Source organism: Paenibacillus sp. 01T47 (assembly GCF_056398245.1).
The window spans coordinates 26086-51826 of the sequence record NZ_JBFTPA010000006.1; the positions used below are offsets into that span (position 1 = coordinate 26086).

Annotated in this window: 22 protein-coding genes and 1 other annotated feature; of the genes, 16 read left to right on the forward strand and 6 right to left on the reverse strand. The window is 44.4% G+C overall.

Annotated features, from left to right (window positions below; genetic code table 11):
• Positions 1-178 precede the first annotated feature (178 nt).
• Positions 179-2065 carry a glucose PTS transporter subunit IIA gene (locus AC1DOV_RS13870; protein ID WP_339208798.1) on the forward strand — a complete coding sequence of 629 codons (1887 nt, stop codon included), beginning with the start codon at positions 179-181 and terminating at the stop codon, positions 2063-2065.
• Entirely contained in the window at positions 2062-3804 is a 1743-nt protein-coding gene (ptsP, locus tag AC1DOV_RS13875; protein ID WP_477550247.1) for a phosphoenolpyruvate--protein phosphotransferase, read from the forward strand. Before AC1DOV_RS13870 ends, ptsP begins: the two co-directional genes overlap by 4 nt.
• Here the strand turns inward: ptsP and AC1DOV_RS13880 are convergent.
• Positions 3801-4331 (reverse strand): type 1 glutamine amidotransferase domain-containing protein, encoded by a 531-nt coding sequence (locus AC1DOV_RS13880; protein ID WP_076268231.1) that lies wholly within the window; start codon positions 4329-4331, stop codon positions 3801-3803. The genes ptsP and AC1DOV_RS13880 overlap by 4 nt on opposite strands.
• 52 nt (positions 4332-4383) lie before the next feature.
• Between AC1DOV_RS13880 and AC1DOV_RS13885 the strand changes: the two genes are divergently transcribed.
• From AC1DOV_RS13885 to AC1DOV_RS13900, 4 genes are all read left to right on the forward strand, one after another.
• Positions 4384-4821 carry a VanZ family protein gene (locus tag AC1DOV_RS13885; protein ID WP_477550248.1) on the forward strand — a complete coding sequence of 146 codons (438 nt, stop codon included), beginning with the start codon at positions 4384-4386 and terminating at the stop codon, positions 4819-4821.
• Between the two features lie 188 nt (positions 4822-5009).
• Positions 5010-5393, forward strand: coding sequence for a hypothetical protein (locus AC1DOV_RS13890; protein WP_305953885.1), 384 nt, complete (start codon positions 5010-5012; stop codon positions 5391-5393).
• A 140-nt stretch (positions 5394-5533) separates the two neighbouring features.
• Positions 5534-6538 carry a catabolite control protein A gene (gene ccpA / locus AC1DOV_RS13895; RefSeq protein ID WP_076268234.1) on the forward strand — a complete coding sequence of 335 codons (1005 nt, stop codon included), beginning with the start codon at positions 5534-5536 and terminating at the stop codon, positions 6536-6538.
• A 5-nt stretch (positions 6539-6543) separates the two neighbouring features.
• Positions 6544-7242, forward strand: coding sequence for a 5'-methylthioadenosine/adenosylhomocysteine nucleosidase (locus AC1DOV_RS13900; protein ID WP_076268235.1), 699 nt, complete (start codon positions 6544-6546; stop codon positions 7240-7242).
• A gap of 80 nt (positions 7243-7322) precedes the next feature.
• Here AC1DOV_RS13900 and AC1DOV_RS13905 read toward each other — a convergent pair whose 3' ends face one another.
• Entirely contained in the window at positions 7323-8498 is a 1176-nt protein-coding gene (locus AC1DOV_RS13905) for an acetoin utilization protein AcuC (RefSeq protein WP_441909562.1), read from the reverse strand.
• Positions 8499-8585: 87 nt separating this feature from the next.
• The gene (locus AC1DOV_RS13910; RefSeq protein ID WP_477550249.1) at positions 8586-9221 is read right to left on the reverse strand and encodes a GNAT family N-acetyltransferase; all 636 of its coding nucleotides are present in this window, start codon (positions 9219-9221) and stop codon (positions 8586-8588) included.
• A gap of 242 nt (positions 9222-9463) precedes the next feature.
• Between AC1DOV_RS13910 and acsA the strand changes: the two genes are divergently transcribed.
• The gene (gene acsA / locus AC1DOV_RS13915) at positions 9464-11188 is read left to right on the forward strand and encodes an acetate--CoA ligase (RefSeq protein ID WP_477550250.1); all 1725 of its coding nucleotides are present in this window, start codon (positions 9464-9466) and stop codon (positions 11186-11188) included.
• Positions 11189-11264: 76 nt separating this feature from the next.
• Here acsA and AC1DOV_RS13920 read toward each other — a convergent pair whose 3' ends face one another.
• The gene (locus AC1DOV_RS13920; protein WP_477550251.1) at positions 11265-11648 is read right to left on the reverse strand and encodes a VOC family protein; all 384 of its coding nucleotides are present in this window, start codon (positions 11646-11648) and stop codon (positions 11265-11267) included.
• Between the two features lie 224 nt (positions 11649-11872).
• Between AC1DOV_RS13920 and AC1DOV_RS13925 the strand changes: the two genes are divergently transcribed.
• Positions 11873-12832 (forward strand): aldo/keto reductase, encoded by a 960-nt coding sequence (locus AC1DOV_RS13925; protein ID WP_477512359.1) that lies wholly within the window; start codon positions 11873-11875, stop codon positions 12830-12832.
• 100 nt (positions 12833-12932) lie between these two features.
• On the opposite strand, the gene AC1DOV_RS13930 is transcribed toward AC1DOV_RS13925, so the two are convergent.
• On the reverse strand, positions 12933-16007 hold the full coding sequence (locus AC1DOV_RS13930; protein ID WP_477550252.1) for a transglycosylase domain-containing protein: 3075 nt from the start codon (positions 16005-16007) through the stop codon (positions 12933-12935).
• Positions 16008-16128: 121 nt separating this feature from the next.
• Positions 16129-16432, forward strand: a binding site (T-box leader).
• Between the two features lie 57 nt (positions 16433-16489).
• On the opposite strand from AC1DOV_RS13930, the gene tyrS reads away from it, so the two are divergent.
• The 3 genes from tyrS (at position 16490) to AC1DOV_RS13945 (ending at position 19952) form a co-directional block, all read left to right on the forward strand.
• Entirely contained in the window at positions 16490-17743 is a 1254-nt protein-coding gene (tyrS, locus tag AC1DOV_RS13935; protein WP_477550387.1) for a tyrosine--tRNA ligase, read from the forward strand.
• A 131-nt stretch (positions 17744-17874) separates the two neighbouring features.
• Positions 17875-18405 (forward strand): NfeD family membrane protein, encoded by a 531-nt coding sequence (locus AC1DOV_RS13940; RefSeq protein ID WP_477512358.1) that lies wholly within the window; start codon positions 17875-17877, stop codon positions 18403-18405.
• Between the two features lie 26 nt (positions 18406-18431).
• Positions 18432-19952 (forward strand): flotillin family protein, encoded by a 1521-nt coding sequence (locus AC1DOV_RS13945; RefSeq protein WP_477512357.1) that lies wholly within the window; start codon positions 18432-18434, stop codon positions 19950-19952.
• Between the two features lie 60 nt (positions 19953-20012).
• Here the strand turns inward: AC1DOV_RS13945 and rpsD are convergent, their stop codons facing one another.
• Positions 20013-20615 carry a 30S ribosomal protein S4 gene (gene rpsD, locus AC1DOV_RS13950; RefSeq protein WP_054028044.1) on the reverse strand — a complete coding sequence of 201 codons (603 nt, stop codon included), beginning with the start codon at positions 20613-20615 and terminating at the stop codon, positions 20013-20015.
• A 332-nt stretch (positions 20616-20947) separates the two neighbouring features.
• On the opposite strand from rpsD, the gene AC1DOV_RS13955 reads away from it, so the two are divergent.
• The 5 genes from AC1DOV_RS13955 to AC1DOV_RS13975 all read left to right on the forward strand — a co-directional run bounded on the left by AC1DOV_RS13955 (position 20948) and on the right by AC1DOV_RS13975 (position 25738).
• Positions 20948-22921 carry a sensor domain-containing diguanylate cyclase gene (locus AC1DOV_RS13955; RefSeq protein WP_477512356.1) on the forward strand — a complete coding sequence of 658 codons (1974 nt, stop codon included), beginning with the start codon at positions 20948-20950 and terminating at the stop codon, positions 22919-22921.
• Between the two features lie 123 nt (positions 22922-23044).
• Entirely contained in the window at positions 23045-23782 is a 738-nt protein-coding gene (locus AC1DOV_RS13960) for a hypothetical protein (RefSeq protein WP_477550253.1), read from the forward strand.
• A gap of 35 nt (positions 23783-23817) precedes the next feature.
• On the forward strand, positions 23818-24933 hold the full coding sequence (locus AC1DOV_RS13965; protein WP_475448907.1) for an aminopeptidase: 1116 nt from the start codon (positions 23818-23820) through the stop codon (positions 24931-24933).
• A 138-nt stretch (positions 24934-25071) separates the two neighbouring features.
• On the forward strand, positions 25072-25314 hold the full coding sequence (locus tag AC1DOV_RS13970) for an HPr family phosphocarrier protein (protein ID WP_076268246.1): 243 nt from the start codon (positions 25072-25074) through the stop codon (positions 25312-25314).
• Between the two features lie 136 nt (positions 25315-25450).
• Entirely contained in the window at positions 25451-25738 is a 288-nt protein-coding gene (locus AC1DOV_RS13975; RefSeq protein ID WP_054028048.1) for an Fpa/YlaN family protein, read from the forward strand.
• The last annotated feature ends 3 nt before the right edge of the window (positions 25739-25741 follow it).

Genomic DNA, 25741 nt, shown 5'->3' on the forward strand with positions numbered 1-25741 from the left:
TACTTTGACAAAAACGCAGCAAACGCTTAACATCGATATAGATGTGTTGAATAATGCTTACGGAGTTAGTTTTGTTTTGCAAAACTATGCAAATGCTTACGAAGTAGTTTTGCTTCGCAAAACATAGCAAATGCTTACGAAGTCAGTTTTGCTTCGCAAAACTTGAAGGAGGTGCAAGATGGTTTTCATTGGGAGCCTGCAGCAGCTTGGTAGAGCATTCATGCTGCCGATGATTGTTCTGCCAGGTGCGGCTATATTTTTGAGTTTAAGCAAGCTGCCATGGGATTACTTTGGCCTGCCAGGAATGGAAGGCTATTTATTAGCTGCAAGCGAAACGATTTTTACATATTTACCATATATTTTTGCGCTTGGCATCTCACTTGGCTTAACGGGTAATGCTCTCGCAGCAGGGATGGCTGCTCTTGTAGGTATGGCTATTTATAGCGGTATTACAGGGTCGGCAGAGGTGCCGATTGAGCCAACCGTGCTCATTGGTACACTTATAGGAATTATTTCAGGCGTGAGCCATGAGAGGTTTAAAAGCTTAAAATTACCGGAATACATACAATTTTTTGGCGGACCGCGGTTTGTACCGTTATTTGTAAGTGTTGTTAGTTTGTTGTTCTCAATAGCTATGATCAATATTGCGCCTTATTTACAGAGCATGATGATAAATCTGGGTGAAATTGTTGAATCGGGCGGCGGTTTCGGCGTATTTTTATACGGATTTGTACACCGGATTTTGGTTGTTTTCGGTTTGCATCATTTGGTCAGCCATGTATTTTGGTTTCAAATTGGCAGTTTTGAAACAGCTTCAGGACAGATGGTGTATGGCGATCTTCCACGTTTCTTCGCTGGCGATCCTACTGCCGGCTCGTTTATGGCTGGTCTATATCCGACGATGATGTTCGCTTTGCCAGCTATCGCATTCGCCATTATTCACGAAGCGCGCGAGGATTTAAAACCGAAAATTCGGAAAACGTTTATGTATGCAGCGCTTGCGTCATTTCTAACTGGCGTTACTGAGCCGGTAGAGTTCGCATTTTTGTTTGTTGCTCCGTATTTATACGTCGTCCATGCGATATTGTCAGGCATTATCATGTGGGTTACTTACGAGCTTGGCATTAAGCACGGATTCTCCTTCTCTGCAGGAGCCATAGATTATGTTATTAACGAGCATTTGGCAACACGAGGTTGGCTAATCATACCGATCGGCATCGTTGTTGGCTTCGTTTATTACTTTTTGTTTCGCTGGGCGATACGAAGATTTCGGATTCCGACACCAGGTCGTGAGGAGGGCTCACAGCTTGATGAATGGGCAGGCGATATCCCTTATCGTGCACCGCTTATTTTGCAAGCCATTGGCGGTAAACAAAATATAGAAAAGATGGAGTCCTGTATTACAAGACTGCGGCTTAAAGTTTCCAACGATAAGCTGCTCGACATAAATGCGCTTCGGAATCTGGGCGCTGCAGGCGTTATCAAATTAGGCGGCGGACATGTTCAGGTCGTATTTGGCACGTATTCCGAACTTATTCGTGAAGAGATGATCAAGACTATTCATCGTGATCAAGCACAAGTTTTGTTCCATTCGCCGATGCAAGGCCGCATGATTCCTCTTGATGAGGTGCCTGATCCGATATTTGCGGGCAAACTCGTCGGACAAGGCGTCGCATTTATACCGGAGAAAGGAGAGCTTGTATCGCCGGTCAAGGGCAAGGTGATGCATATTTATCCGACGATGCATGCGATCGGCATTCTTACTCCTGAGGGGTTGGAAGTTTTGCTTCATATAGGCATAGATACTTCACGTCTGGCTGGCAAAGCGTATTTTAATGCGCTCGTTAAAGAAGGGGACGAAGTTACGCCAGGCATGATGCTCATTAAATTTGATTTGCAGCGAGTTCGAAAGGAGAGCAAATCTCTTGCTACTCCTATGGTCATAACAAATTCTGATCTTGTTCACTCATGGCGATTTGCACCTTTCAAAGCGGTAAAAAAGGGGCAGTCCTCGGTATTGTCTGTTGTACTTAAAGAGAGAAACGGTGGAGGGGAAACACAATGATTCAAGGAATAGGGGCGTCAGCAGGCATAGCGATTGGGAGATCGTTTGTGCTTCCGAATTGGGAATGGGAGTTACCGGAGCAAAAAATCGATGTAGCTGATTTTGCCCGCGAGTTCGAACGTGTATACGAAGGCATTCGTACCTCTAAGTCTGAAATTGAACAGATTAAAGATGATCTGCGAGATGTTGTCGGTTCAGAGGAAACACATATATTCGATGCTCATATAGCCATTTTGGACGATCCTGTCTTTATGAATGAAATCCAAGGTATTATCCAACGCCAGTACAAAGCGGCTGAGGTTGCTGTTAAGGAAGCTATTGATCATTTTGTTACGATGTTTGATCTGCTTGACGATGAGTACATGAAAGAACGGGCGCTAGATATTAAGGATGTGGGCAATCGATTGCTGAAGCATCTGCTGGGAGCGCCAGAAATTACACTGCCTTCAGATACGCAGCCATTTATATTGATTGCTAAAGAGTTGTCTCCTTCTCAGCTAGCACATATTAATCCGCAGCATGTGCTCGGCATTGTGACTCTTGCCGGCAGCAAAACTTCACATTCAGCTATTATGGCTAGAGCGCTCGGCGTACCACTTGTTGTTGGTGTAGAGACGAGGTTAGTTGAGCCTATTCAAACAGGGCAAACGCTAGTTATTGACGGCAATGACGGCACTGTGTTTATCGATCCTGTTCAACAAGTTATTGACTATTACACAGAGCTGCACTCTCATCAATCGGAAGCGAAAAAAAGACTGCATGGCATTGCAGGTCATCGCCCGGTAACGCCTGATGGCAAAAGGCTGGAGCTTGCAGCCAATATTAGCTCCTACAAAGAGCTGGAAATTGCGATGTCGAGCGGGGCGCATGGGGTTGGGCTGTTCCGTACGGAATTTTTGTACATGGATCGAAATCGGTTTCCAAAGGAAGAAGAACAGTTTGAGGTATATCGCAGCGTAGCCGAACGCCTTGAGGGTGAGCCACTCGTCATCCGAACGCTGGATGTCGGCGGTGACAAGCAGCTCGATTATTTTGACTTGCCAGAGGAAGACAATCCTTTTCTAGGTTACAGAGCCATTCGGATATCGCTGGATCGTAAAGATTTGTTCAAAACGCAGCTTCGTGCTATTTTGCGGGCAAGTCATTACGGTCAAGTAAAGCTTATGTATCCGCTTATTTCATCTGTCGATGAAGTTCGTGCTGCAAATGCAGTATTAAACGAAGCGAAGCTTGAGCTTGAAGCAGCGGGGTATCCCTATGATAAAGGGATGAAGATCGGAATTATGATTGAAGTTCCTGCTGCAGTTATGATTGCTGATTTACTCGCGGAAGAGGTTGATTTCTTTAGTATCGGCACGAATGATTTGGTACAGTTTACGTTAGCTGTGGATCGTATGAATGAGGAAATCGCACATTTGTATGAGCCTTACCATCCAGCGCTCATTCGAATGCTGCGCATGACGGTGGAAGCGGCAAAACGAAGCGGGATTACGGTTGGCGTTTGCGGCGAGCTTGCAGGCGATCTAAGAGCGCTGCCGATTTGGCTAAGCCTTGATGTAGATGAGCTGAGCATGTCATCGCATTCGATTTTGCCCATCAAGGAAAGGCTGCTCTTCACTTCACAAGAAGAAAGCCATGAGGTATTTCAGCAGCTGCATCATTGCCGTACAAGTACAGAAATATTGGAGCTGCTAACTGGTTTTATGGAGCGCTTGGACAAAAAAACAGCGAATGGTTAACCCATTCGCTGTACAAGTGCATCTACAAATGCTTTTGCATAAGGAGGAAGATCGGGCGGACGGCGTGCGGAAATGAGATTTCCATCAACAACGACAGCTTCATCGAACCATGTCGCTCCTGCATTTTCCATGTCATCTCGAATGCCAGGTGTTGAAGTGACTTTACGCCCCTCCAATATTTTCGCCGAAATGAGTACCCAGCCGGCATGACAGATTTGGCCGATCGGTTTGTCAGCGGCGTTCAGTTCTTGTACGAGCTGGAGAACTTTAGGATAGCGGCGAAGCTTATCAGGTGCCCAGCCGCCTGGGACCAATAAACCGATAATGTCTTCGCTATTTACTTCATCAAATGACAAATCAGCTACAGCAGGCACGCCGTATTTTCCGATATGTGTTTTACCTTTCTCAGGTCCAGCATATAAAACGGTCGCACCAGCTTCGCGCGCACGATATACGGGATACCATAGCTCCAAATCCTCAAATTCGTCGTCTAGCAAGCAGATGACGGTTTTATTTTGTAACGGCATATTTTTCCCTCCATCTAGTAAAGATCTCTATTATTGTAACGAAGGAGAAACAATGAAGCAAACGGAGAGTTATTCTAAACCATTTTCATACGTTAGGCTGCTGCGCTTTTTGCCGGCTATTGCATGGATGGCTGTTATATTTGCGTTATCTTCGAGAACAGGTGATGAGATAAATACCTTTCTCCCTTTCTTTCAAAAGTTTTTCCCCTTTATGGAAGGTTTTAATTGGGGCCATTTTGTTTCCTACTTCATACTTGCACTTACGATAGACTACGGCATTGGCAAGAGCGGCGACAGATTTTGGATGAAGGTCGTTATTGTACTTATTTGTGGTTTATATGGAATTACAGATGAATATCATCAGTCTTTTGTTGGCGGCAGAATGCCGGACGTTATGGATGTGCGGAATGATCTTATCGGAGCAGCGATTTGGACGATTGTTGCAGCTGTGCCGCCAGTAAGGAAAATGTGGAGAAAAGTTGCGCCATAACTAGCATTTTGTGGTCAATTTTGAGTGTGATTTTAGTAGTAAAAATTACAAGGTTGTGCATGCAGGAATTTGTGCGAAAATAGTCGAATCATTTATACATTATTACTCTGAAAGCTATGGTTGTTACGATAGCTGCTACTATGAAGGAGTGGACCACTTTGCATAAGAGTTGTCATTGTGGCGACATCATGAAGATGAAACTGCGCACAGTTATTTACTCAGGGAAGGTTGAGATCGATAACGTTCCTATATATTCTTGCACAACCTGCAATCGCAGTGAAGTATTTCCGGAAGTAAAACCTGATTTATCAGGTTTAATAGCACAATTGGGGGCTCAACCAGACAAGCAGACATTCCTTTTTAATGAATGCAACGAGTGGGCTAGCATTCTGGTAGAGGCAAAGGCAGACAAACAGCAGACGGATCGCATCGGATTCGAGAGACTGGTTGAGCAGAGAATCAATAAGCTACTTGATTTGTATTTGCTTGCTCAAACGCTTAACGATGAAGCATGGATTTTGGATTTGAAAAAGAGACTTGAGCAAATAAGCCGTCGAACGTTGCTTACATAGAAGCTCAGATTATTGATTTTACAAGACGTGCAGATGAGTGAAACATGCGTCAACATTGCGAAAAGAAATATTTTGTCGTATGATAACGTTAATATGCGTCGTGCGTAATTATAAAATCTGAGCTAATGGAGAGAAACACTGTGACGGTAACCATTTATGATGTAGCAAGAGAAGCAGGAGTATCAATGGCTACGGTTTCTCGGGTTGTGAACAATAATCCCAATGTGAAACCAGCAACACGCAAAAAAGTATATGAAGCAATAGAGCGCCTAGGATATCGTCCAAATGCCGTAGCAAGGGGCTTGGCAAGTAAGAAAACAACGACGGTGGGCGTAGTTATTCCTGATATTTCAAATGCTATTTTTGCTGAAGTAGCACGTGGAATTGAAGATATCGCGAATATGTATCATTACAATATTATTTTGTGTAACGCGGATAAGAAAAAAGATAAAGAAATCCGTGTTATCAATACACTTCTTGAGAAGCAAGTAGACGGCTTGCTATTTATGGGCGGGGCAGTGACGGAAGAGCATTTGCAAGCATTTAAGACGGCTAATGTTCCGATTGTACTTTGTGCAACTTCCGATGAGAGCGGACAAATTCCGTCTGTTGACATCAACCACGAGGATGCTGCGTTCGATGCTGTACAAAACTTGTATGAGCAAGGACATAGAAGAATTGCAATGATCAGCGGAACACTGCAAGATCCATCCATTGGTTATGCGAGATTCCAAGGCTATAAGCGTGCTCTTGAAGCAGCAGGTATTGCTTATGATGATGCTTTAGTTCGTACGGGAAACTACCGTTATGAATCAGGCGCAGAAGCGATGAAATATTTCATTGAGCTGGACGAGCGTCCGACAGCTGTGTTCTCCGCAACGGATGAAATGGCGATTGGCGCAATTCACAGCATTCAGGATTCCGGCTTAAGAGTACCGGATGATATATCTGTCATTAGTGTTGATAACAGCCGTATGGCATCCATGGTTCGTCCACAGCTTACAGCTGTAGCACAGCCAATGTATGATATTGGCGCGGTATCGATGCGTTTGCTGACAAAGCTGATGAAGAAAGAAAATGTAGATCAATCCAAAGTTGTGCTGCCGCATGAGATTATCGTGCGTCAATCGGTTGGAGGAATATAAAAGAAATGTCGTTTAATAAAATTGGAATTATTGGCGCTATGGCTGAAGAAATAGAATTGCTGCATGAGCATGTAAACGTAGTGTCTGAGGTAACTAAAGCAGGTATTACATATTATGAAGGCACACTTCATGGCAAAACGATCATTTATTGCAAATCTGGTGTAGGGAAAGTAAATGCTGCGGTTTGCACGCAAATTTTACTTGATCTTGGTGCTGATTGCGTTCTGTTTACCGGCGTTGCCGGTGCAGTTGATCCGCAGCTTAACATTGGAGATATCGTCGTTTCGACGAGTTGTGTCCAGCATGATATGGACTGTACACCACTAGGTTTTGCTCTTGGAACGATTCCTTTTCATCCAAGATCAGAATTTCCTGCAGACGAGAGATTAATTGAGCTGGCTTCTGCAGCTAGCAATCGTTTATTCTCAGGACGCAGCATACAGGGCAAAGTGCTGTCGGGCGATCAATTCATTGCCAGCCGCGAGTCGGTCAAGCTGCTTCACGAGAAGCTGCAAGGCGCATGCGCGGAGATGGAAGGCGCCTCAGTCGCTCAAGTATGCGATATGAATAATACACCATTTGTCATTATTCGTTCGATGTCTGACAAAGCGGATGGATCGGCTCATGTGAACTTTCCAGAGTTTACGGTAATCGCCTCCAACAATTCTTATCAAATTATTGATGATATCATGCAAAATATTTAAACGAAATACAAAGAACCAGCTCTGATGCGAACATCGGAACTGGTTCTTTTTTTTAATGCGAGCATGACGCTGTAATTGGATTACAGATCTTGAATAACGATCTGCTGCATCATCCTGTTTTTATTCGTAATTTCGATTCGTCTAGGCATAGGCTCAATATCTTCGGGATCGTCCATCCAATGCGTAGGGAGCTTGTGAGGGCTAATGGATTCCCAATGGCTCAACCAGCGATCTGGAAGCCTAGCTTCTTCACCAGCTGCAATGGCATGTGCAATAGGGTGATCAATCATTGTAAGCCATACTAAAGACCAAGCTCGTGGAACGACGCGGAAAATATCATAACCGCCGCCGCCTAACGCAATCCAGCGGCCATCGGTATAGGTATGGGCTAATTCATGGATGATAGCAGGGATTTGGGCATATATACGCATGCTGCAATGAATGTGAGAGAGCGGGTCAAAGGCATGAGCATCGCAGCCGTGCTGACTAATAATGACATCGGGTTTGAAGGCCGAAATGATTTTGCGCAACGTAATATTAAAGCTCTCCAGCCAGGATTCATCCTCTGTGTACGGTTCTAACGGCACGTTAAAGCAAGCGCCAAAACCATGATCTGTCCCTTTTTCGTGCACGTAGCCTGTACCTGGAAATAAAAATTTTCCCGTTTCATGGATAGAATAGGTGCATACGTCTGGATCGTCATAGAAAACCCACTGAACACCGTCCCCGTGATGGACATCCGTATCAATATAAAGCACTTTTGCACCATACGTTTGACGGATATGCTTAATAGCGACTGCTGCATCGTTGTAAACACAGAAGCCTGAGGCGCGGTCAGGGAAGGCGTGATGCAATCCTCCGGCAAGATGGTAGGCATGCTTGGCTTGACCCGTCATAACAAGCTCAGCGGCCGTCACAGAGCCTCTGACGATGGACATAGCTGCCTTGTGCATGCCAGGGAAATAAGGAGTGTCTTCTGTATGTAGTCCAAACTGCTGTGCAAGTACGCTGTTATCATCGATTTCGGCTTCACTCAATTGTTTAACAGCGTCCAAATAGTCGGTTCTATGGACGAGAGACAACAGCTCATCCTCGGAATACACTGCAGGAGGCTGGATATCCTCATCATACAAAGCATCAACTTCTTTGAGCAGATCGATCGTTAGAGCAAGCCGCAGCGGATCGAAAGGATGCTCCTCACCGAATTTATATCCGCTAGTATCCGAATGATAGATGAAAATAGAGTCAGAAGCCATTCCTATCCTCCTAAAGGTTTGCAGAGCAAACCAGCATCGTAAGCGTTACTTAGGTTTGCGGAGCAAACCAGCATCGTAAGCAAAACCTTAATACATAAATCTCTGCCGAAAACGTACCGTGTCAAAATGCTCTACCGAGCTTAACGGGACCTCTGTGCCGATACGCACCATAAGACAATTCGCGGGATGGGAGCAAATTTCGGGGTCATCTGTGGCGTACCAAATCATTCCGACGGATTGCATCAATTTTTCCATCATTTTACGATAATCCCACACATTCAGCTTCGTGCCCTCAAGATCCCAATGCCAATAATACTCTGTCGTAAATACAATCATATTTTCTAATTGCTCCTCGGCGAAGGCGAGCTGAATCATTCGTTTTCCTAAGCCAAGGCCGCGATAATCATCCGCAACCTCGATTGCGCCGAGCTCGATTAAATCCGTCATTCCGCCTTCTGACCAGCGCTCAAGCTCGTCCGCATAGTGGAAGGTAACGTATCCAACGATAACCGAGCCTTCACGCGCTAAAATAATTCTTCCTTCTTCTAGGCCGGCAATTTCAACTAGCGCAACATGCTGCTCGTTTGGTCTGCGGAATGCATCCAGCGATTTGTGCATCGTCATGTTGGCTAACTGATCGGGCGGTACTGGTCCTTCCAAAATAAGTTCACGATTTGCGTCCAAAACGAGCTGCTCTCGCTGCAAACGCTTTCGATGTTCCAAGGCTGCCCCCCCTTTGCTGTTAAATTGCTGCTTAAACACAATCCTCTATTACTCTTTATAACAAACATTTTACTAAATGAAAAGCGTAGTCGAATAGAAAAAGGTTATGTTATAATAAGTTTGGCGGTTTAAGATCATGGGATGCGCGAGTTGTTGTCGGCTTGTTTGCCTCAAGTTACGACTTCGTTTTGAAAGCGTATTCTTACAAAGTAGAAACACAGATTTGATGGGAGAGTGATAGTATGATCAACTTACATCAAGAACGAATTCCAGCGACTGCGCAAAATTCGAACTTACCGAATTATGAAGAAGCGATTAATTCCTTTGAATGGAGTCAAATCGAAAGTCAATTTAGCTGGTACACAACTGGAAAAGTAAATATGGCGTATGAGGCCATTGACCGTCATGTCGAGCAAGGAAAAGGCGATAAAATCGCCCTTTACTATAGCGATAGTGAACGGGATGAATCCTACACCTTCGAACAACTGAGCAAACAATCCAATCGTTTTGCAAACGTCTTGCGCAAGCTTGGCATTTCCAAAGGCGAGCGTGTCTTCATCTTTATGCCGAGAACGCCTGAGCTTTATTTTAGCGCACTTGGTGCTTTGAAGGTCGGCGCGGTTGTTGGTCCGCTATTCGAAGCATTCATGGAGACAGCGGTAAAGGACAGACTTTTGGATAGCGAAGCTACAGCTATTATTACAACGCCTGCTCTTCTCAAAAGAATTAAGAGAGATGAGCTGCCGAATTTAAAGCATGTAATCGTATTCGGCAAGGATCTAGCGAAGGAAGAGAACATTGTTGATTTTGCAGAAGAGATGGCTGCAGCGTCCGACGAGGCTGAGATTGAATGGCTGGAGCGCGAGGATGGTCTCATTTTGCATTATACTTCCGGCTCAACCGGCAAACCAAAAGGTGTCTACCATGTACAAAATGCCATGATTCAGCATATGTATACGGGTCAAATAGTACTTGATTTGAAAGAAAATGATATATATTGGTGTACTGCAGATCCAGGCTGGGTTACTGGCACTTCTTATGGCATCTTTGCACCGTGGCTTAACGGCACTACAAACGTCATACGAGGCGGACGCTTTAGTCCAAGCGATTGGTATAGCGTCATTCAGAAATACGGCGTTACGGTATGGTATAGCGCGCCTACGGCATTCCGTATGTTAATGGGTGCAGGTGACGAAATATCACAGCAGTTTGATCTTACAAGCTTGCGGCATGTTCTAAGCGTAGGCGAACCGCTTAACCCAGAGGTCGTAAGATGGGGAATGAAGGTTTACGGCCAACGCATTCATGATACATGGTGGATGACGGAGACAGGCGGCCAATTGATTTGCAACTATCCAAGTATGGATATTAAGCCAGGATCGATGGGCAAGCCGTTGCCAGGCGTGAAAGCTGCTATTATCGATGATAGCGGCAATGAGGTGCCTCCATATCGTATGGGCAATTTAGCAATACATGTGCCTTGGCCATCCATGATGCGCAAGGTATGGAATAATCCTTCTAAGTATGAGGAATATTTTTATCTTAAAGGCTGGTATATCTCTGGAGATTCCGCCTATATGGACGAAGATGGCTACTTCTGGTTCCAAGGCCGTATCGATGATGTAATCAATACAGCAGGCGAGAGAGTAGGCCCGTTTGAGGTTGAGAGCAAGCTGGTTGAGCATCCGGCTGTAGCAGAAGCGGGGGTCATCGGCAAACCAGATCCGATGCGTGGAGAAATCATTAAAGCTTTTATTGCGCTCCGCGAAGGCTATGTGGCCTCGGACGAATTGAAGCTTGAGATTTCACAATTCGTAAAAGTAGGCTTATCCGCCCATGCGGCACCAAGAGAAATTGAGTTTAAGGATAAGCTTCCCAAAACACGAAGCGGCAAAATTATGCGTCGAGTGCTGAAAGCGTGGGAGCTGAACCTGCCGACGGGCGATTTGTCCACAATTGAAGACTAATCAAAACACGAAAAAGAGGATGGCCCCTGATCAGATCAGGGGCCATCCTCTTTTTCGTGTTTTATTCGAGCATTCATTACCGCTGAAATAACTCGATTCGCTCACCGTCAGGTCCGCTTACAAAAAAGTATTGGTATCCGTTCGGCAGTACAGTGATGCCTTCATCGATGAAGGTCACTTCAAGCTGCTTTAAACGTTCAAATTCCGCATGGACATCCGTTACTGTCACTGCAAAATGATGCACCTTGCCTTCACTTGGAAGGTTGTCATTATAGCCTTGAATTAATTCTAATTCGGTTTCGTCGGAACCGCCAAAGCCAAGAAAGGCAAGCTCAATAATTCCATTCGTATGAGGCGTTCTTCCTTTAAGTTCAAAGCCAATAATTTCAGTATAAAAAGAAATAGAAGCATCAATATCTTTTACCATAACGCCAACATGATCAATACGTTTTTTAGTCATTGTTTTTATTTCCTTCCTAATCGGGAATATGGAATTTTATCGCAATAATGAATGCTTTTTATCATAAGGAGATGGAAAACAGTTGTCAAGTCATAATTGTCGAGCGGTAGTTAAGCAGCTGGTTCATTTTGAAAAAAATGGGTTGACTTTCATGCAGACACAATTATAATTATGTTAGTTCCAAGTAATCAGGTAGGAATAATTAAGTAAAGGAGGTTCGCTTGTTGGATAAGAGAAAATTAGGCAATAGCGAGCTTTATCCATCCGTTATCGGGTTCGGAGCTTGGGCTGCTGGGAAAGCAGGCTGGGGAGAAGTCGATGATAACGAGATTGAGGCTGTCATTCGTCGTGCGTATGAACAGGGGATCACCTTCTATGACACCGCTCCATCCTATGGGCTGGGACATTCCGAGAAAGTGCTTGGTAAAGTGCTGCAGCCCGTAAGGGAGCATGTCATTATCGCAACAAAAGCTGGCCTCATCTGGAACGATCAAGGGCAGTTTAGTATAAATGTATCCAAAGCAAATATAATTCGTGAGGTAGAGGAGAGCCTGCGGCGATTAAATACGGACTATATTGATTTGTATCAAGTACATTTTCCCGATCCCAGCGGCAAAACACCGATTGAAGAGACGTTTGAAACGTTAAATCAACTCGTCGTTGAAGGAAAAATTAGGAATATCGGCGTTTCAAACTTTAACGTTCAGCAATTAGTTGCAGCGCAATCCGTTAGCAATATTGTATCTTTGCAGCTGCCCTATAATTTGTTCCAACGCGATGTTGAACATGCAGCGTTACCCTATGCGAAGCAACAAAAAATCGGTTTTATTCCTTATAGTCCGCTAGCCCAGGGATTGTTGACGGGGAAATTTAATTATTTGACAAGGCTGCCCAAAACGGATGTTCGCGCGCAGCTTAATCCATTATTTTCGGATAAACAATTTATAAAAAACATTGTCATCATCGAAACCTTTACTGGAATTGCTAGAGCCATCGAGAAACCATTAAGCCAGGTAGCTATCAACTGGTTATTGTATAAGCAGGAAATAACGAGTGTGATCGCTGGTGCGAAGACGGTTAAGCAGCTGGAGGAAAATACGGCTGCAACCAAATGGCGTCTATCCAGAGAAGATTATGAGCAAATAAGCCGTTTGTTTGAAACGGATTCATCTTATGTCATTTGATAAACATAGAATGCTGCTCTTATATTCATTTTCTAAATAGTAAGTTCCCAAAAGAAAAGGCAGCAGCCTCGTGAGAGGCTGCTGCCTATTTCGTTTACCTCTAGCTGATCGTTTGCTTGGAGGATGGTGATGACTCGCCTTTCGCGTTTTCAGAGGTTATATAGAAGGAACCTGTGATAAGCGGTGCAACATACTCAAAGCTTGTTTCCAAGGTCGATCCGATCTTGGAATATTGACCATCGTTGTTTGCACTGTAATAAATATTGTATTGCGTTACTTGGTCTGACACACTGTTAGCCGCCCAAGTTAATCGTACGCTTAGATCTGTTTTCGCAGCCTGCAAGCCAGTTGGTGTGGAAGGTGCTGTTGTTGTGCCAGAACCATTTCCACTTCCATTTCCGCTTGAGTTGTCTCCACCTGTTGTCGGCGATGGGGTACTCGGTGTGTTGCCATATTGTACTATTTGACTAGGTGCTGACTCTTTGCCGACTACATCAACCGCTGTTACGTAATAAGTGTAGTTTTGAGCATTGGATGCATAAACCTTCATACGTTTGTCTGCACCGACAACAATGGATTCCCCTTGCTTCTCATAAGGCCCTTGATTAACCGAACGGTACACGCGGTAACCAACGACATCAGCAGCAGTACTATTATTAAATGTCAATATAAGCACGCCATCCGACGATTGCAGCTTAACGCTTGCCGGAGGCGGTGGAGCTGCTCCATCATCAACGCGAGGGTCTGGTTTAGACGGCGCGTTGTTTTCTGCATCAGCTGGAAGGTAAATATCAAGTGGACGACGACTGCTAGCCGGAAGTTTCTGCTGTGCTGCCTTAATTTCATCCATAAGAACATCCAGTGGTTTTTTACGTTTAATAACGATTTGTTCCTTAATCATATCGCTAGGAGTAGCTGGGTTCGGAACATAGTTAACGCCATTGAAGGAAATATAAGCCATCTTCACGAGCGCGTCATCTGTTTTCTTAGGTATATCCTTCTTGTTAAACCAGTCAGTAACAAGCATGCCTGCTTGTTTCGTTAATTGACTTGGAAGCAAGCCGCTAGCGCTTGACACCGTAGCTTTGACAATGCCGGATGGACGTTCAAATTCTTTGGTTACAAAAACTTCCGGCTTCTTCTCGGCCATCTTATTCATAATGAGTGCCCAGATGGAACGAGCACGCGTTTTGCCGACCTCGGATAGGGAGTTGACCTGTTCCTCATAACCGGCCCACACGCCTAGCGTAATATCTGGCGAGAAGCCCATAAACCACACGTCACCGTAGCTTTGTGTAGAGCCTGTTTTACCAGCAATAGGAATTTCACCGTACTTATCGAATTGTGATTTCAATTTGTTAGCAGAACCGCTCTTGCTTGAAATAACAGTCGACAGCATATCTGTCATCAAGAAGGCACTCTGCTCCGAGAACACTCGTTTTGGTTCCTGCTTGTGTTCATATACAATTTTTCCGTTTGCATCTGTAATTTTTTGAATCATATAAGCATCATTGAAAACGCCTTTGTTCGGAATCGAGCCGTATGCATTCGTAAGCTCTTCAACCGATACGCCGATGCTTAGACCGCCAATTACACCGGTTTGTGCATAAGCATCTTGCGGCTGCAGCGTTGTAATGCCTAGCTTTTTAACGAACTCCCACGCATTTTCAATTTTGACTTCCTCATTGAAAATTTTCAGAGCAGGCAAGTTCAAGGAACGGTTTAATGCCTCACGCGCCGTTACTAGACCAGCGAACTTACGGTTTACGTTCATTGGGATATGGAAACCCTTCTGGCCATCTTTCAGGACAATTGGAGCATCGTCAATTATGCTCGCGGGCTGAATGATCCCCATTTCAATAGCTGGAAGGTAAGCCGCCAATGTTTTCATCGTTGAGCCTGGCTGCCTTGTCATCTGAGTGGCATAGTTTAATTGCTCCTCATAGAAGTCTCGGCCTTCAAGCATTCCCACGATAGCGCCAGTTTTGTGATCGAGCATGATCGCAGCAATCTGCTCCAGCCCTTTTTTCTCGCTGTATGGCGTGAAATTCTCATCATTGGTGCCAATCTCACGCATGAGCTGGTAGACATCCTTGTCGATAGTTGTATAGACATGGTAGCCGCCGCGCAGCAAATGATCGCGAGCTTCCTCAATAAGCGGAGCATTTTCTTTTTTGCGAAGGTCTGCTTTTGTTAAAGTAGAATCCTGCGCCATGAGCATAATTTCCGCTGCTTGACGTTCTGCTTCAAGCATGAGATAAGGATAGGTTGTATAGGCTTTTTCTTTTGGCTTAGCCAGCGTTTTCCTAATATCGAATTTGGAAGCTTCGTCGTACTCTTGCTGAGAAATCCGCCCAGTCTCGAACATTCGCTTCAAAACTGTTTTTTGACGTCCTAGCGCGAGTTCAAAGCCCGCCTCATTGAATTGACCTTTACCTGTGAACGCTGTATAGGCAGAAGGCCTTTGCGGTAGACCTGCCAAATAGGCAGACTGCGCGATATTCAGCTGGTTTAGATCCGAAATATCAAATATCCCTTTGGCAGCTGCTTTAATGCCGAACAAATTGTAGCCGCTGGATCCATTTCCGAACGGAACCTTATTCAAATAAGCTGCTAAAATTTCTTCTTTCGTTAAATAACGTTCCATGCGCAGCGATAAAAATATTTCTTTAATTTTACGGCTATCTGTTTTGTCCAAACTTAGAAATACACGTCGCGCAAGCTGCTGAGTAAGCGTACTTCCGCCCGTTTGCGTATCTTCATTTAGAAGCTTTTGCTTTACTGCACGTCCAAGGCCGTTAATGTCTACGCCGTGATGCTCCAAAAAGTTATTGTCCTCAATGCCAAGTACGGCAGTAATAACCTGCGGCGGTAAATCATCATATGTAATAATCATTCGGTCCTCTGACGTTCTTAGCTGTCCGACAAGTGAATCATCATTGAAGTAAACAAATCCAGTGATGGCATTTTCGCCGATTTTCTCTACAATAACAGATCGAGGTCTTACGGTTTCGTCTTTCACAAGCGCGGCCACATAACCAGTTACTGCTCCACCGGCAAGCAATCCGATGAAAATTCCGAAATATACCATCCATTTAGCTGTTATAAAAGTTACGATTCCAAATGTACGCCATTTGCTTCTTTTGTTTGGCGCAGGTTGACGATCTTCTTGCATTTCTATGACTCCTCCTCCAAATAGCACACCTATTATAACATAAATCGCTAAAGTAACGCATTCTTTCCTTGCATTGACTTCACAGCATGGCTATGGTATAAATTCAATAATGTTTTATCTAATCAATGCTTTGAAGGGCATGAGTAGACAGCGAATCGTACTTTCAGAGAGCCGGTGGGTGGTGGAAACCGGTATGCGCCGCTTGTTGAATTACCGCCTGGAGCTAAGTGAAGGAACCGTATACTGACAATCCTCTACACATTTTGGCAAAAAAGCCTGTGGGCAGTCGAATCAGCCGTAGTAGTTCACTTCGGAGCCCGTCTCCGTTATCAACAACGAAGTGAGAGTACCTCTTTTTTATGTGAAAAAAGGCAGGAGTACTCTAACGAGGGTGGTACCGCGAGCTAATCCTTCTCGTCCCTTGGGGCTGGAAGGATTTTTTATGTCTATATAGACGCATACAAAGGAGGAAAAGTTCTATGGTGAAGTGGGAAAGTTTAAGTGGCGAGCAGAAAAGTGAGGTCGAACGTCAGCTGGCTGTCATTCGCCGCGGTGTTGTGGAGATTGTACCTGAGGATGATTTGAAAAATAAAATAGCGAATGCTGTCGCAACAGGAAAGCCATTAAATGTAAAGCTAGGACTTGATCCTTCAGCGCCAGACATTCATATCGGCCATACGGTTGTTCTTCACAAGCTTCGTCAATTTCAGGAACTCGGTCATCAGATACAGCTGATTATCGGTGATTTTACAGGCAGAATTGGTGATCCAACGGGCAAATCGGAAACGAGGAAGCAATTGACGGAAGAAGATGTGAAGCGGAATGCGGAAACATACCAAAAACAAATTTACAAAATATTAGATCCACAGCAAACAAAGCTCTACTACAACTCGGAATGGCTTGCACCGCTTAACTTTGCGGATGTTGTAAATCTAGCAGGGAAAGTAACGGTTGCACGCATGATGGAGCGTGATGATTTCACAAAGCGGTACACGAGCGGCTTGCCGATCAGCATTCATGAGTTTTTCTACCCGCTGATGCAGGGATACGATTCCATAGCTCTTGATTCCGATGTGGAGCTAGGAGGCACGGATCAGACATTTAACCTATTAATGGGCAGAACCTTGCAGAAGGAATACAATAAACCGGGTCAAATCGTAATTACGACTCCTTTGATCGAAGGGTTGGACGGCGTAAATAAAATGAGCAAAAGCTTGGGCAATTACATCGGTATAGATGAAGAGCCAAACCAAATCTACGGCAAATCGATGTCGATTCCCGATGAGCTTATGCTCAAATATTACGAGCTTGCTACCGATTTAAGCAACGAGGAGCTTGCGGCATTGAAAGCTGGACTGGCAGATGGATCTGTACATCCACGTGATGCGAAGATGCAGCTTGCAGCGACATTTGTACGAATGTACCATGGCGAAGAGGCAGCGAAAGCGTCAGAAAATCATTTTATTACCGTATTTCAACAACGTGCGCTACCTGATGATATCGAAGAGGTATCGATTGCTGCGGAACAATTGGAAGATGGCCAAATTCGCATCGTGAAGCTGCTCACTATGCTTGAATTGCTGCCAACGAGCAGTGAAGCGAGAAGAAGTGTTCAGCAAGGAGCTGTTCGTCTAAATGAAGAGAAGATAACTGATATTAATACGGATATTTCTCCTAAGGATGGCGACGTGCTTCAAGTTGGAAAACGTAAATTTATAAAAATTAAATTAACATAATTGGAATAATAGAGCTTGTTGAAATGATAAAATTCAACAAGTTCTATTTTTTTAGAAACAAAAGAGCGTTTTCAACGTATTAAATAACGGAAGCATTAACAGGTTATGGATACTAAGGGAGGAGGAGAGAGTTGGAGACGCTATTTATGTCTTGTCTAGTCGGAGGAATCCTTTATGCGCTCGTAAGTATTATTTTTGGGGATTTGATCGGGCAAGCACTCGATGGAGCACTCGATTTTTTATCCTTAGATGGTCATTCATGGCTGTCGCCGACTGCGCTAGTAGGCGGGATAACCACTTTTGGCGGAGCAGGGATCCTACTCGGACGCTACACTGCCTTTAGTTCAACAGCCATCGTGGTGATTGCCTTATTCATCGCACTTACAGCTGCAGTAGCTGTTTTCTTTCTCTACATTAAGCCGATGGAGCAAAGCGAGAATTCGATCGCTTTTTCGCTTAATGATTTGTCGGGTAAGCTCGGGGAGGTGCTGGTCCCCATTTCTGCGAAGGGCTATGGTGAAGTGATGGTTAAGGTGGGAGCTGGATTTACGAATCAAATTGCAGCTAGCTTTGAAGGCGTTGAAATTACAAGCGGCTCCAAGGTTGTCGTTGTTGAGGTAAGGGACAGCACTTTGTATGTATCGGAAGTAAATCTATCTTAATTAAAGCAGCATAAGGGGGAAATTCAATGGAAGATATTTATGTTATACCAGCTATTGTAGTTGGCGTTTTTGTTATATTAGGTCTTGCCTTCTGGGCGCGCTACAAAACAGTTAGTCCAGACGAAGCGATGCTCGTAACGGGATCATTTCTAGGCTCCCGAAATGCGAGCACGGATGAATCTGGGCGTAAAGTGAAAATCATTAGAGGCGGAGGCGCGTTTATTCTGCCGATATTCCAGAAGGCTGAGTTTCTATCGCTATTGTCCCATAAGCTGGATGTATCGACGCCGGAGGTATACACAGAGCAAGGCGTACCAGTCATGGCAGACGGTGTAGCGATCATTAAAATTGGCGGTGCGGTTGAAGATGTGGCGACGGCGGCAGAGCAGTTTCTAGGCAAGCCTACCGAAGCGCTCAAGGGTGAAGCGCAGGAAGTATTGGAAGGACATTTGCGCGCAATTCTTGGCTCAATGACAGTTGAAGAGGTATATCGCAACCGCGATAAATTTGCGCAAGAGGTGCAAGGGGTTGCAGCTAAGGATTTGAAGAAGATGGGTCTTCAAATCGTTTCCTTCACGATCAAGGATTTGCGCGATAAACATGGATATTTGGACGCGCTAGGTAAACCGCGAATTGCTGCAGTCAAAAGAGATGCTGAGATTGCGGAAGCTGAAGCGATTCGGGATGCTAGAATTCAGAAAGCACTCGCTGCTGAGGCCGGTCAAAAGGCTGAGCTAGTGCGCGATACCAACATTGCGGAAGCAGAGAAAGAAAAGGAAATGAAGGTCGCGACATTTAAACGTGATCAAGATACAGCAAGAGCAGAAGCGGATCAGGCTTATTCGATTCATGAAGCACGTGCTAAGCAAAACGTAGTCGAAGAGCAAATGAAGGTTGAACTCGTACGTAAAGAACGTGAGATCGATCTGGAAGGAAAAGAAATATTGCGTCGTGAGAAGCAGTATGATGCAGAAGTGAAGAAAAAAGCCGATGCAGACCGTTACGCAGTTGTACAAGCGGCGGAAGCGAACAAGGCGAAGCTTCTTAATGAAGCTGATGCTCTGCAATACCGTATTGAAGCGGAAGCCAAGGCACATGCTACCCAGAAACGTTTGGATGGTTTAGCTGTTGCAGAAGCAGAGAGAGCGAAAGGTACAGCGGAGGCAGACGTTATTCGTCTTCGCGGTTTAGCAGAAGCGGAAGCGAAAGAAAAGCTAGCTGAAGCTTTTGAGAAATTTGGAGAAGCTGCAATCCTTGATATTATCGTAAAAATGCTTCCTGAGCTGGCTGGCAAAATTGCCGATCCTATCGGCAACATTGATAAGCTTACTGTCGTTGATACAGGGAATGGCGAAGGGGCGGCTCGTATAAGCAATTATGTGACTTCATTAATGTCTACTGCTCCGGAGATGCTGAAGAGCGTATCGGGAATCGACGTGAATGCAATCATTAAAGGACTAACGAATAGAGGCGGTAATCTACCTGCAGTGCCTAGCAAGCCGGTTGATATTGCTGCTCCTGCTGTAATTAAGCTTCCTGAACAATAAAGTAAGGCAGTGTAAACAGAAAAAAACCTTGAACCAAATGGTTCAAGGTTTTTTTGTTTATTAACGGCTGTAGAATTCGACGATTTGTTTCTCGTCGATATCTTGGGAAAGCTCACCGCGGTCAGGCAGACGAAGGAATTTACCTTCCATTGCTTGATCGTTGAACTCCAAGTAGTTCGGAAGGTGATGACGACCTTCCATAGCTTCTTTAATTGTTCTAAGGCTGCGGCTGCGCTCGCGCAAACCGATTACATCGCCAAGAGAAACGCTGTAAGAAGCGATATCCACTTTCTTGCCGTTTACAGTTACGTGACCATGTGATACCAACTGACGAGCTCCTGCACGGGAGTTGGAAAGGCCAAGACGGTAAACGAGGTTGTCAAGACGGCTTTCAAGGAGGCCCATGAAGTTTTCACCGGCTTTACCTTTCATTTTTGCCGCTTTGTCAAACAAGTTGCGGAATTGTTTTTCGTTCAAACCGTACATGTGACGAAGCTTTTGTTTCTCTTGCAATTGAACGCCGTAACCGCTCATTTTTCTGCGTTGGTTAGGGCCGTGTTGACCTGGTGGAAAAGCGCGTTTTGCAAGTTCTTTACCCGTTCCGCTCAAAGAGATTCCAAGGCGACGGCTTAGTTTAAATTTAGGTCCTGTATAACGTGACATACGTAATATTAACTCCTTCATCAAATAAATTTGTGAATGGGGTTGTGTTTCGCCGAATACGTTCAATGTTCGAGCAAGCTCGTCCCTGATAGGCTAGTCAGCCGCTGGCCTATAGTGAACGTATTTCATGAGGGTGACACAAAACCGTACGCCCATCTATTCATCAATAAATAATATATGAAATAGATAGCTGTTGTCAAGGTTCACTAAGGAAATTTAATGATGTTTGAAACACATCGAAAGACCTATATTTTAAATACATAGTAGTGCAAATTTCTCAAAAATGGAGTATGATGATTGTAATATTAAGTGAAAATAGGAAGCTCATCACCTTGGTTGACAGATGGAAGGGTTGGGGCTGCATGGTTGATCGAATGAATAGCAATTTTGCATATCGTAAAACATCAACAATTGTGGATACATCAGCAGAGTCACAACCGATTTGGTTCATCAGCGAAGATATTAGCGATGCGGACAAGCCCTTGCTATCACCATTGTTCCAAGACAGTTTCAATCAGTGGGTAAGTGAAACATCAGGATTAGCCTCATTTGAGGCTGGTGAATTTGTGATATTCAATAATGAAGCGGAAGAGATCTCATCTGAAGGTCTTTATGACGCTGAGGCTTGCGAGAAACGCGATGCTGCGCTTGCAAAGGTTGTCCAAAGCGTTATAAGCAGCGGTTTATCTTGCCATAATGAAGCAGATGATCTATTTACAGCAGCAGTGCCTATTCATAGGCGAGGCGATGGTGCTGTTTTTTGTATTCTTGCTTATGTGTCTCCAATTGGTCATCAGAAGGACATCGCGCAGCTTCAAATGTGCTCATTGCATTTTCGCAGCTGCTTTTACCATAAGTTTGAACAGCTTTATGTAAAGGATTTGCTTTTGCAGCAGCAGCGGGCTGAGCAGGAAGCAAGTAGAAGAGATTCATTGTTTCAAGCAGCCAAACGGCTTTATGATCAAATCGATGTTGCATCGGTGCTATCGGAATTGCTTAGCAGCCTGGAACAGCTTTATCCAAACTCGGAAGTTCATTTGTATTTGTCACAGGACCACTTAAACGGTGATCCGCGTGTAAAGCCGCTTGTTTTCAAAAACTTGGAGCATGATCTTGTCACCAAGGCTTTTTTGAATGGCAAATCGGTTACGGAGCATGACAGAGATGGTACGCTTAGGCTGGCTGTTCCAATGAACGGCAAACAAGCCGCGTATGGTGTGCTTTGTTTGTATATAGGTCCAGGCAAATGGGATGAAGCAGACTTGCCTGCCTTCCTGCAGCTGGCGGATACTGCGGGATCAGCCTTCGAGAATGCGAAGCTGTATGAGCAATCTAATCTGCTTATTAATGAGCTGCGACTAATTAATGAGCTTACGAAACGATTAAACCAGTCGCTTAGGCTCAAAGAAATTTTTCAATTTGCTACCACTGAGCTTTTAACGATATTTGATGCGGATTATTGCTGTGTTTTGCAGCTTAACAAAGAAAAAAATCAATTCATCGTCATGTCCAGTAATTTTCCATCCCTGACGAGCGAGCAGTTTTTGCCCGATTACGGGTTCTGCGGAATGGTTTATCGAACCAAGGAGCCAATGATCATATCCGATTACTGGCATACTCGTGTTGTAACGTCCAAGCTAATGGATAATACTGGTTCAAGATCGCTTATCGCCTCACCCATAATGGTTGATGGAGAGGTCGTTGGTGTTATTTTGATTACACACAAAGCGCCAAATTTCTTCTCCTACGATAATTATAAATTACTTCAAGTGATGAGCACGCACATTGGACTTGCTGTAACGAATGCTTCATTGCACGCTGAAGTGCGCCGGATGGTTATAACTGATAACTTAACTGGCTTGCATGCTCGCCACTATTTAAATGAACAAATTCAAAACCGTCAGCGCAAAGATCCATTCGGCTCACTTATTCTTGTAGATATCGATTTGTTTAAACGCATCAATGATACGTATGGACATCAAGTTGGTGATCGTATACTCATACAGGTGAGCAATATTATTAGAGGATCGATCAGGCAAGGAGATATTGCCGCGCGCTGGGGCGGTGAAGAGCTCGCGATTTACTTGCCAGGCATTCGGGCTGAGCAAGCGTACCGCATCGCCGAACGAATACGGGTACATGTGGAGATGGAAACGGATCCTGTCGTAACCGTATCCTGCGGCGTATCCGAATGGAAGTTTGAGGATGAGAAAATTAGCGTTGAGTCTTTATTTTATCGTGCAGATATGGCACTTTATGAAGCTAAGCATAATGGAAGAAATTGCATCATTGTTGGTCAAAACTAAAATCATGAACATTATAAAGAGAAGGATGCTGATTGCAGCATCCTTTTTTTTGTTCCTATTTGGAATAATGAGCTTGCAGGTTAGGGACGCTACTATAGAACATGTTGGACGGGAGGTAAGCATATGAAAAAAGAGAAAGCAATTAGCGTAATTGTGGTCACGCTTGTATTCATGCTCTCGATTGCCGGATGCGGAAATGTGGGTAAACATCGTTCACCTGAGGAATGGCTGTCTTTGTCTTATTCGGGGCTTGCCGCAACGGATCAATATGATTTTACAGGGTCGATGAGCATAAAGACAGACGGTGGTCTAGCTTTTAAACCGGAAGTGTTCGAAGGCAAGGTCGTGGATCATCAGCAGTTGACATTGCAGACGAATAGTCAGGAAACGATGCATTGGAATCCAGTAAAGGTGCTTGAGACGTTGAATCAGTCCAATGATGAGGTTCGGATCGTAAACGGCAGCAACGATGAGAAAACCGTAACGCTGTTGATTACTGAGAATGCAAAGGATTCAAAGGAGAAATGGGAACAGCGTTTGCGGCAGCAGCTAGATCAGCTTGGAGCAAACATGCCTTCCAAAGATAAGCCTTTTCACCAAGAATGGATGGAGGAATTGGCACGATCGCGCAGCCAGCTTGATGCCATGCTTTCGACCATGCAGGCGGCCACGGAGTATGAGCTCGTTATCGACCGCACGAAGCTGCTTCCGCTGAAGATGGAAGAGAAAACATCCTTTCAGTACACCTATAACAAACGTCCATTTTCTGAATCAAGATACACGACAGTAAGGTTTCAATCCTTTAACGGTGCGTTGAGCAACACTGTTCAGCAGATGCATAAACGTGTTACGATGGATTAGTTTATGATCGAAAGTTAGAAGGAGAGGAATTTTACATGCGTGATCCAAGATTGCAAAAGCTAGCGCGAAATTTAGTCGAATATTCTATCGATGTTCAAGCAGGGGAGAATGTGCTAATTGACATGGTTGGTTCAGAACGCGAGCTAACCAAGTGTTTAATAGAAGAGGTTGCAAGGCGGGGCGGAAGGCCGTTTGTAGAATCGAGTGATCGTTCTGTTCTTCGTACTTTGCTGAAGCATGCTACGAAGGAGCAAATGGAGCTTTGGTCGTCGCTTGATTTGGAGCGGATGAAAAATATGCAAGGATATATCGCTGTACGCTCAGGAGACAATGTGAATGAATTTGCTGGAATTCCTGATGCGAACATGCGCCTATACGATCAAATTTATAGAAATCCAGTGCACTCCGAACAGCGCGTTAAAAAAACAAAATGGGTCGTTTTGCGTTATCCTAGCCCATCCATGGCTCAGCTGGCCAATATGAGTACGGAAGATTTCGAAGACTTCTATTTTGATGTATGTAACTTGGATTATGCCAAAATGGACGCAGCGATGAACCCGCTTCAGAAGCTGATGAGTGAAACAGATCGTGTGCGGATTGTATCGCCAGGCACGGATTTAAGCTTCTCGATTAAGAATATCGGAGCGAAAAAATGTTCTGGCCACCGAAATATTCCCGATGGAGAAGTGTTCTCAGCTCCGGTTCGCGATTCGGTGCAAGGTACGATTACTTACAATGCGCCTAGCGTCTATTCTGGCGTTACGTTCCAAAATATTTCACTGACATTTGAAAACGGCAAAATCGTAAAAGCAGAAAGCAATGACAATGTTCGTTTGAACGAAATTTTAGACATGGATGAAGGCGCTCGCTATATTGGTGAGTTTGCAATCGGATTTAATCCGCATATTTTGCATCCCATGAATGATATTTTGTTTGATGAGAAAATTGCCGGCAGTTTGCACTTTACGCCAGGTCAAGCCTATGAAGAGACGGATAATGGCAACCGTTCCGCTGTTCATTGGGATCTCGTACTTATTCAACGCCCAGAATACGGCGGTGGCGAAATTTATTTTGATGATGTACTTATTCGCAAAGATGGCGTTTTCGTCATTCCAGAGCTTGAAGGGTTAAATGCTGAAAACCTCAAATAAGCAATTACGCTCGAATCGTATTCCTATGTAATAAATGGAAAATAAAGCGTTTTTCATTTTACCTCTTGCTGGATGCTTCTTTTCGGGTTATCATGGTGACAAAGGTAAGCTTTACTAATTTAACTGGAGGGATCTCCCATGTCCAACAACGCAGCAATCGTAGAAATTTCCCAAACGGCTAGCCAATTCACTTCATCCATCGTTCTGCAAGCCGAGAGCAAATATATTGATGTAAAAAGCATCCTCGGACTTTTCACTACACTAGTAGGCGGACATGCGTACGAACTTCATGTACACGGACCGGATGCTGAGGAAGCAAAAGCAGCAATGGCTGCTGTATTTGCTAAGCACAACTTAAATGTTAATGTTATTACGGATTAGTAGATCATATTTTTAACGAATAAGCACCTCTTCACTTTTGAAGAGGTGCTTTTCTGTTTTGACCTTGTATAATCGCTCTATTTCGTCTAATATAGTGGTATAGAAGACGGCGGATACGCGCACAGGGGGGAAAACGATGTCTTCACCGGAAATTACGGTACAATTGCATGAGAAAGCGCTTCGTCTCCTTCAAGAAGATGCGAGTAAAATAGAAAAGCTAATCGAAGTTCAGATGGAAAACTTGACTACTCGTCAATGTCCACTTTACGAAGAAGTGCTAGATACACAAATGTATGGATTCTCGCGAGAGGTTGACTTTGCTGTTCGCGCCGGACTCATTGCAGAGCTGGCTGGCAAGGAAATAGTGAGTAGATTAGAGCGGAATTTAGCTATGCTATACGAAGCACTGGAAAGAAAAGAGTAGCCT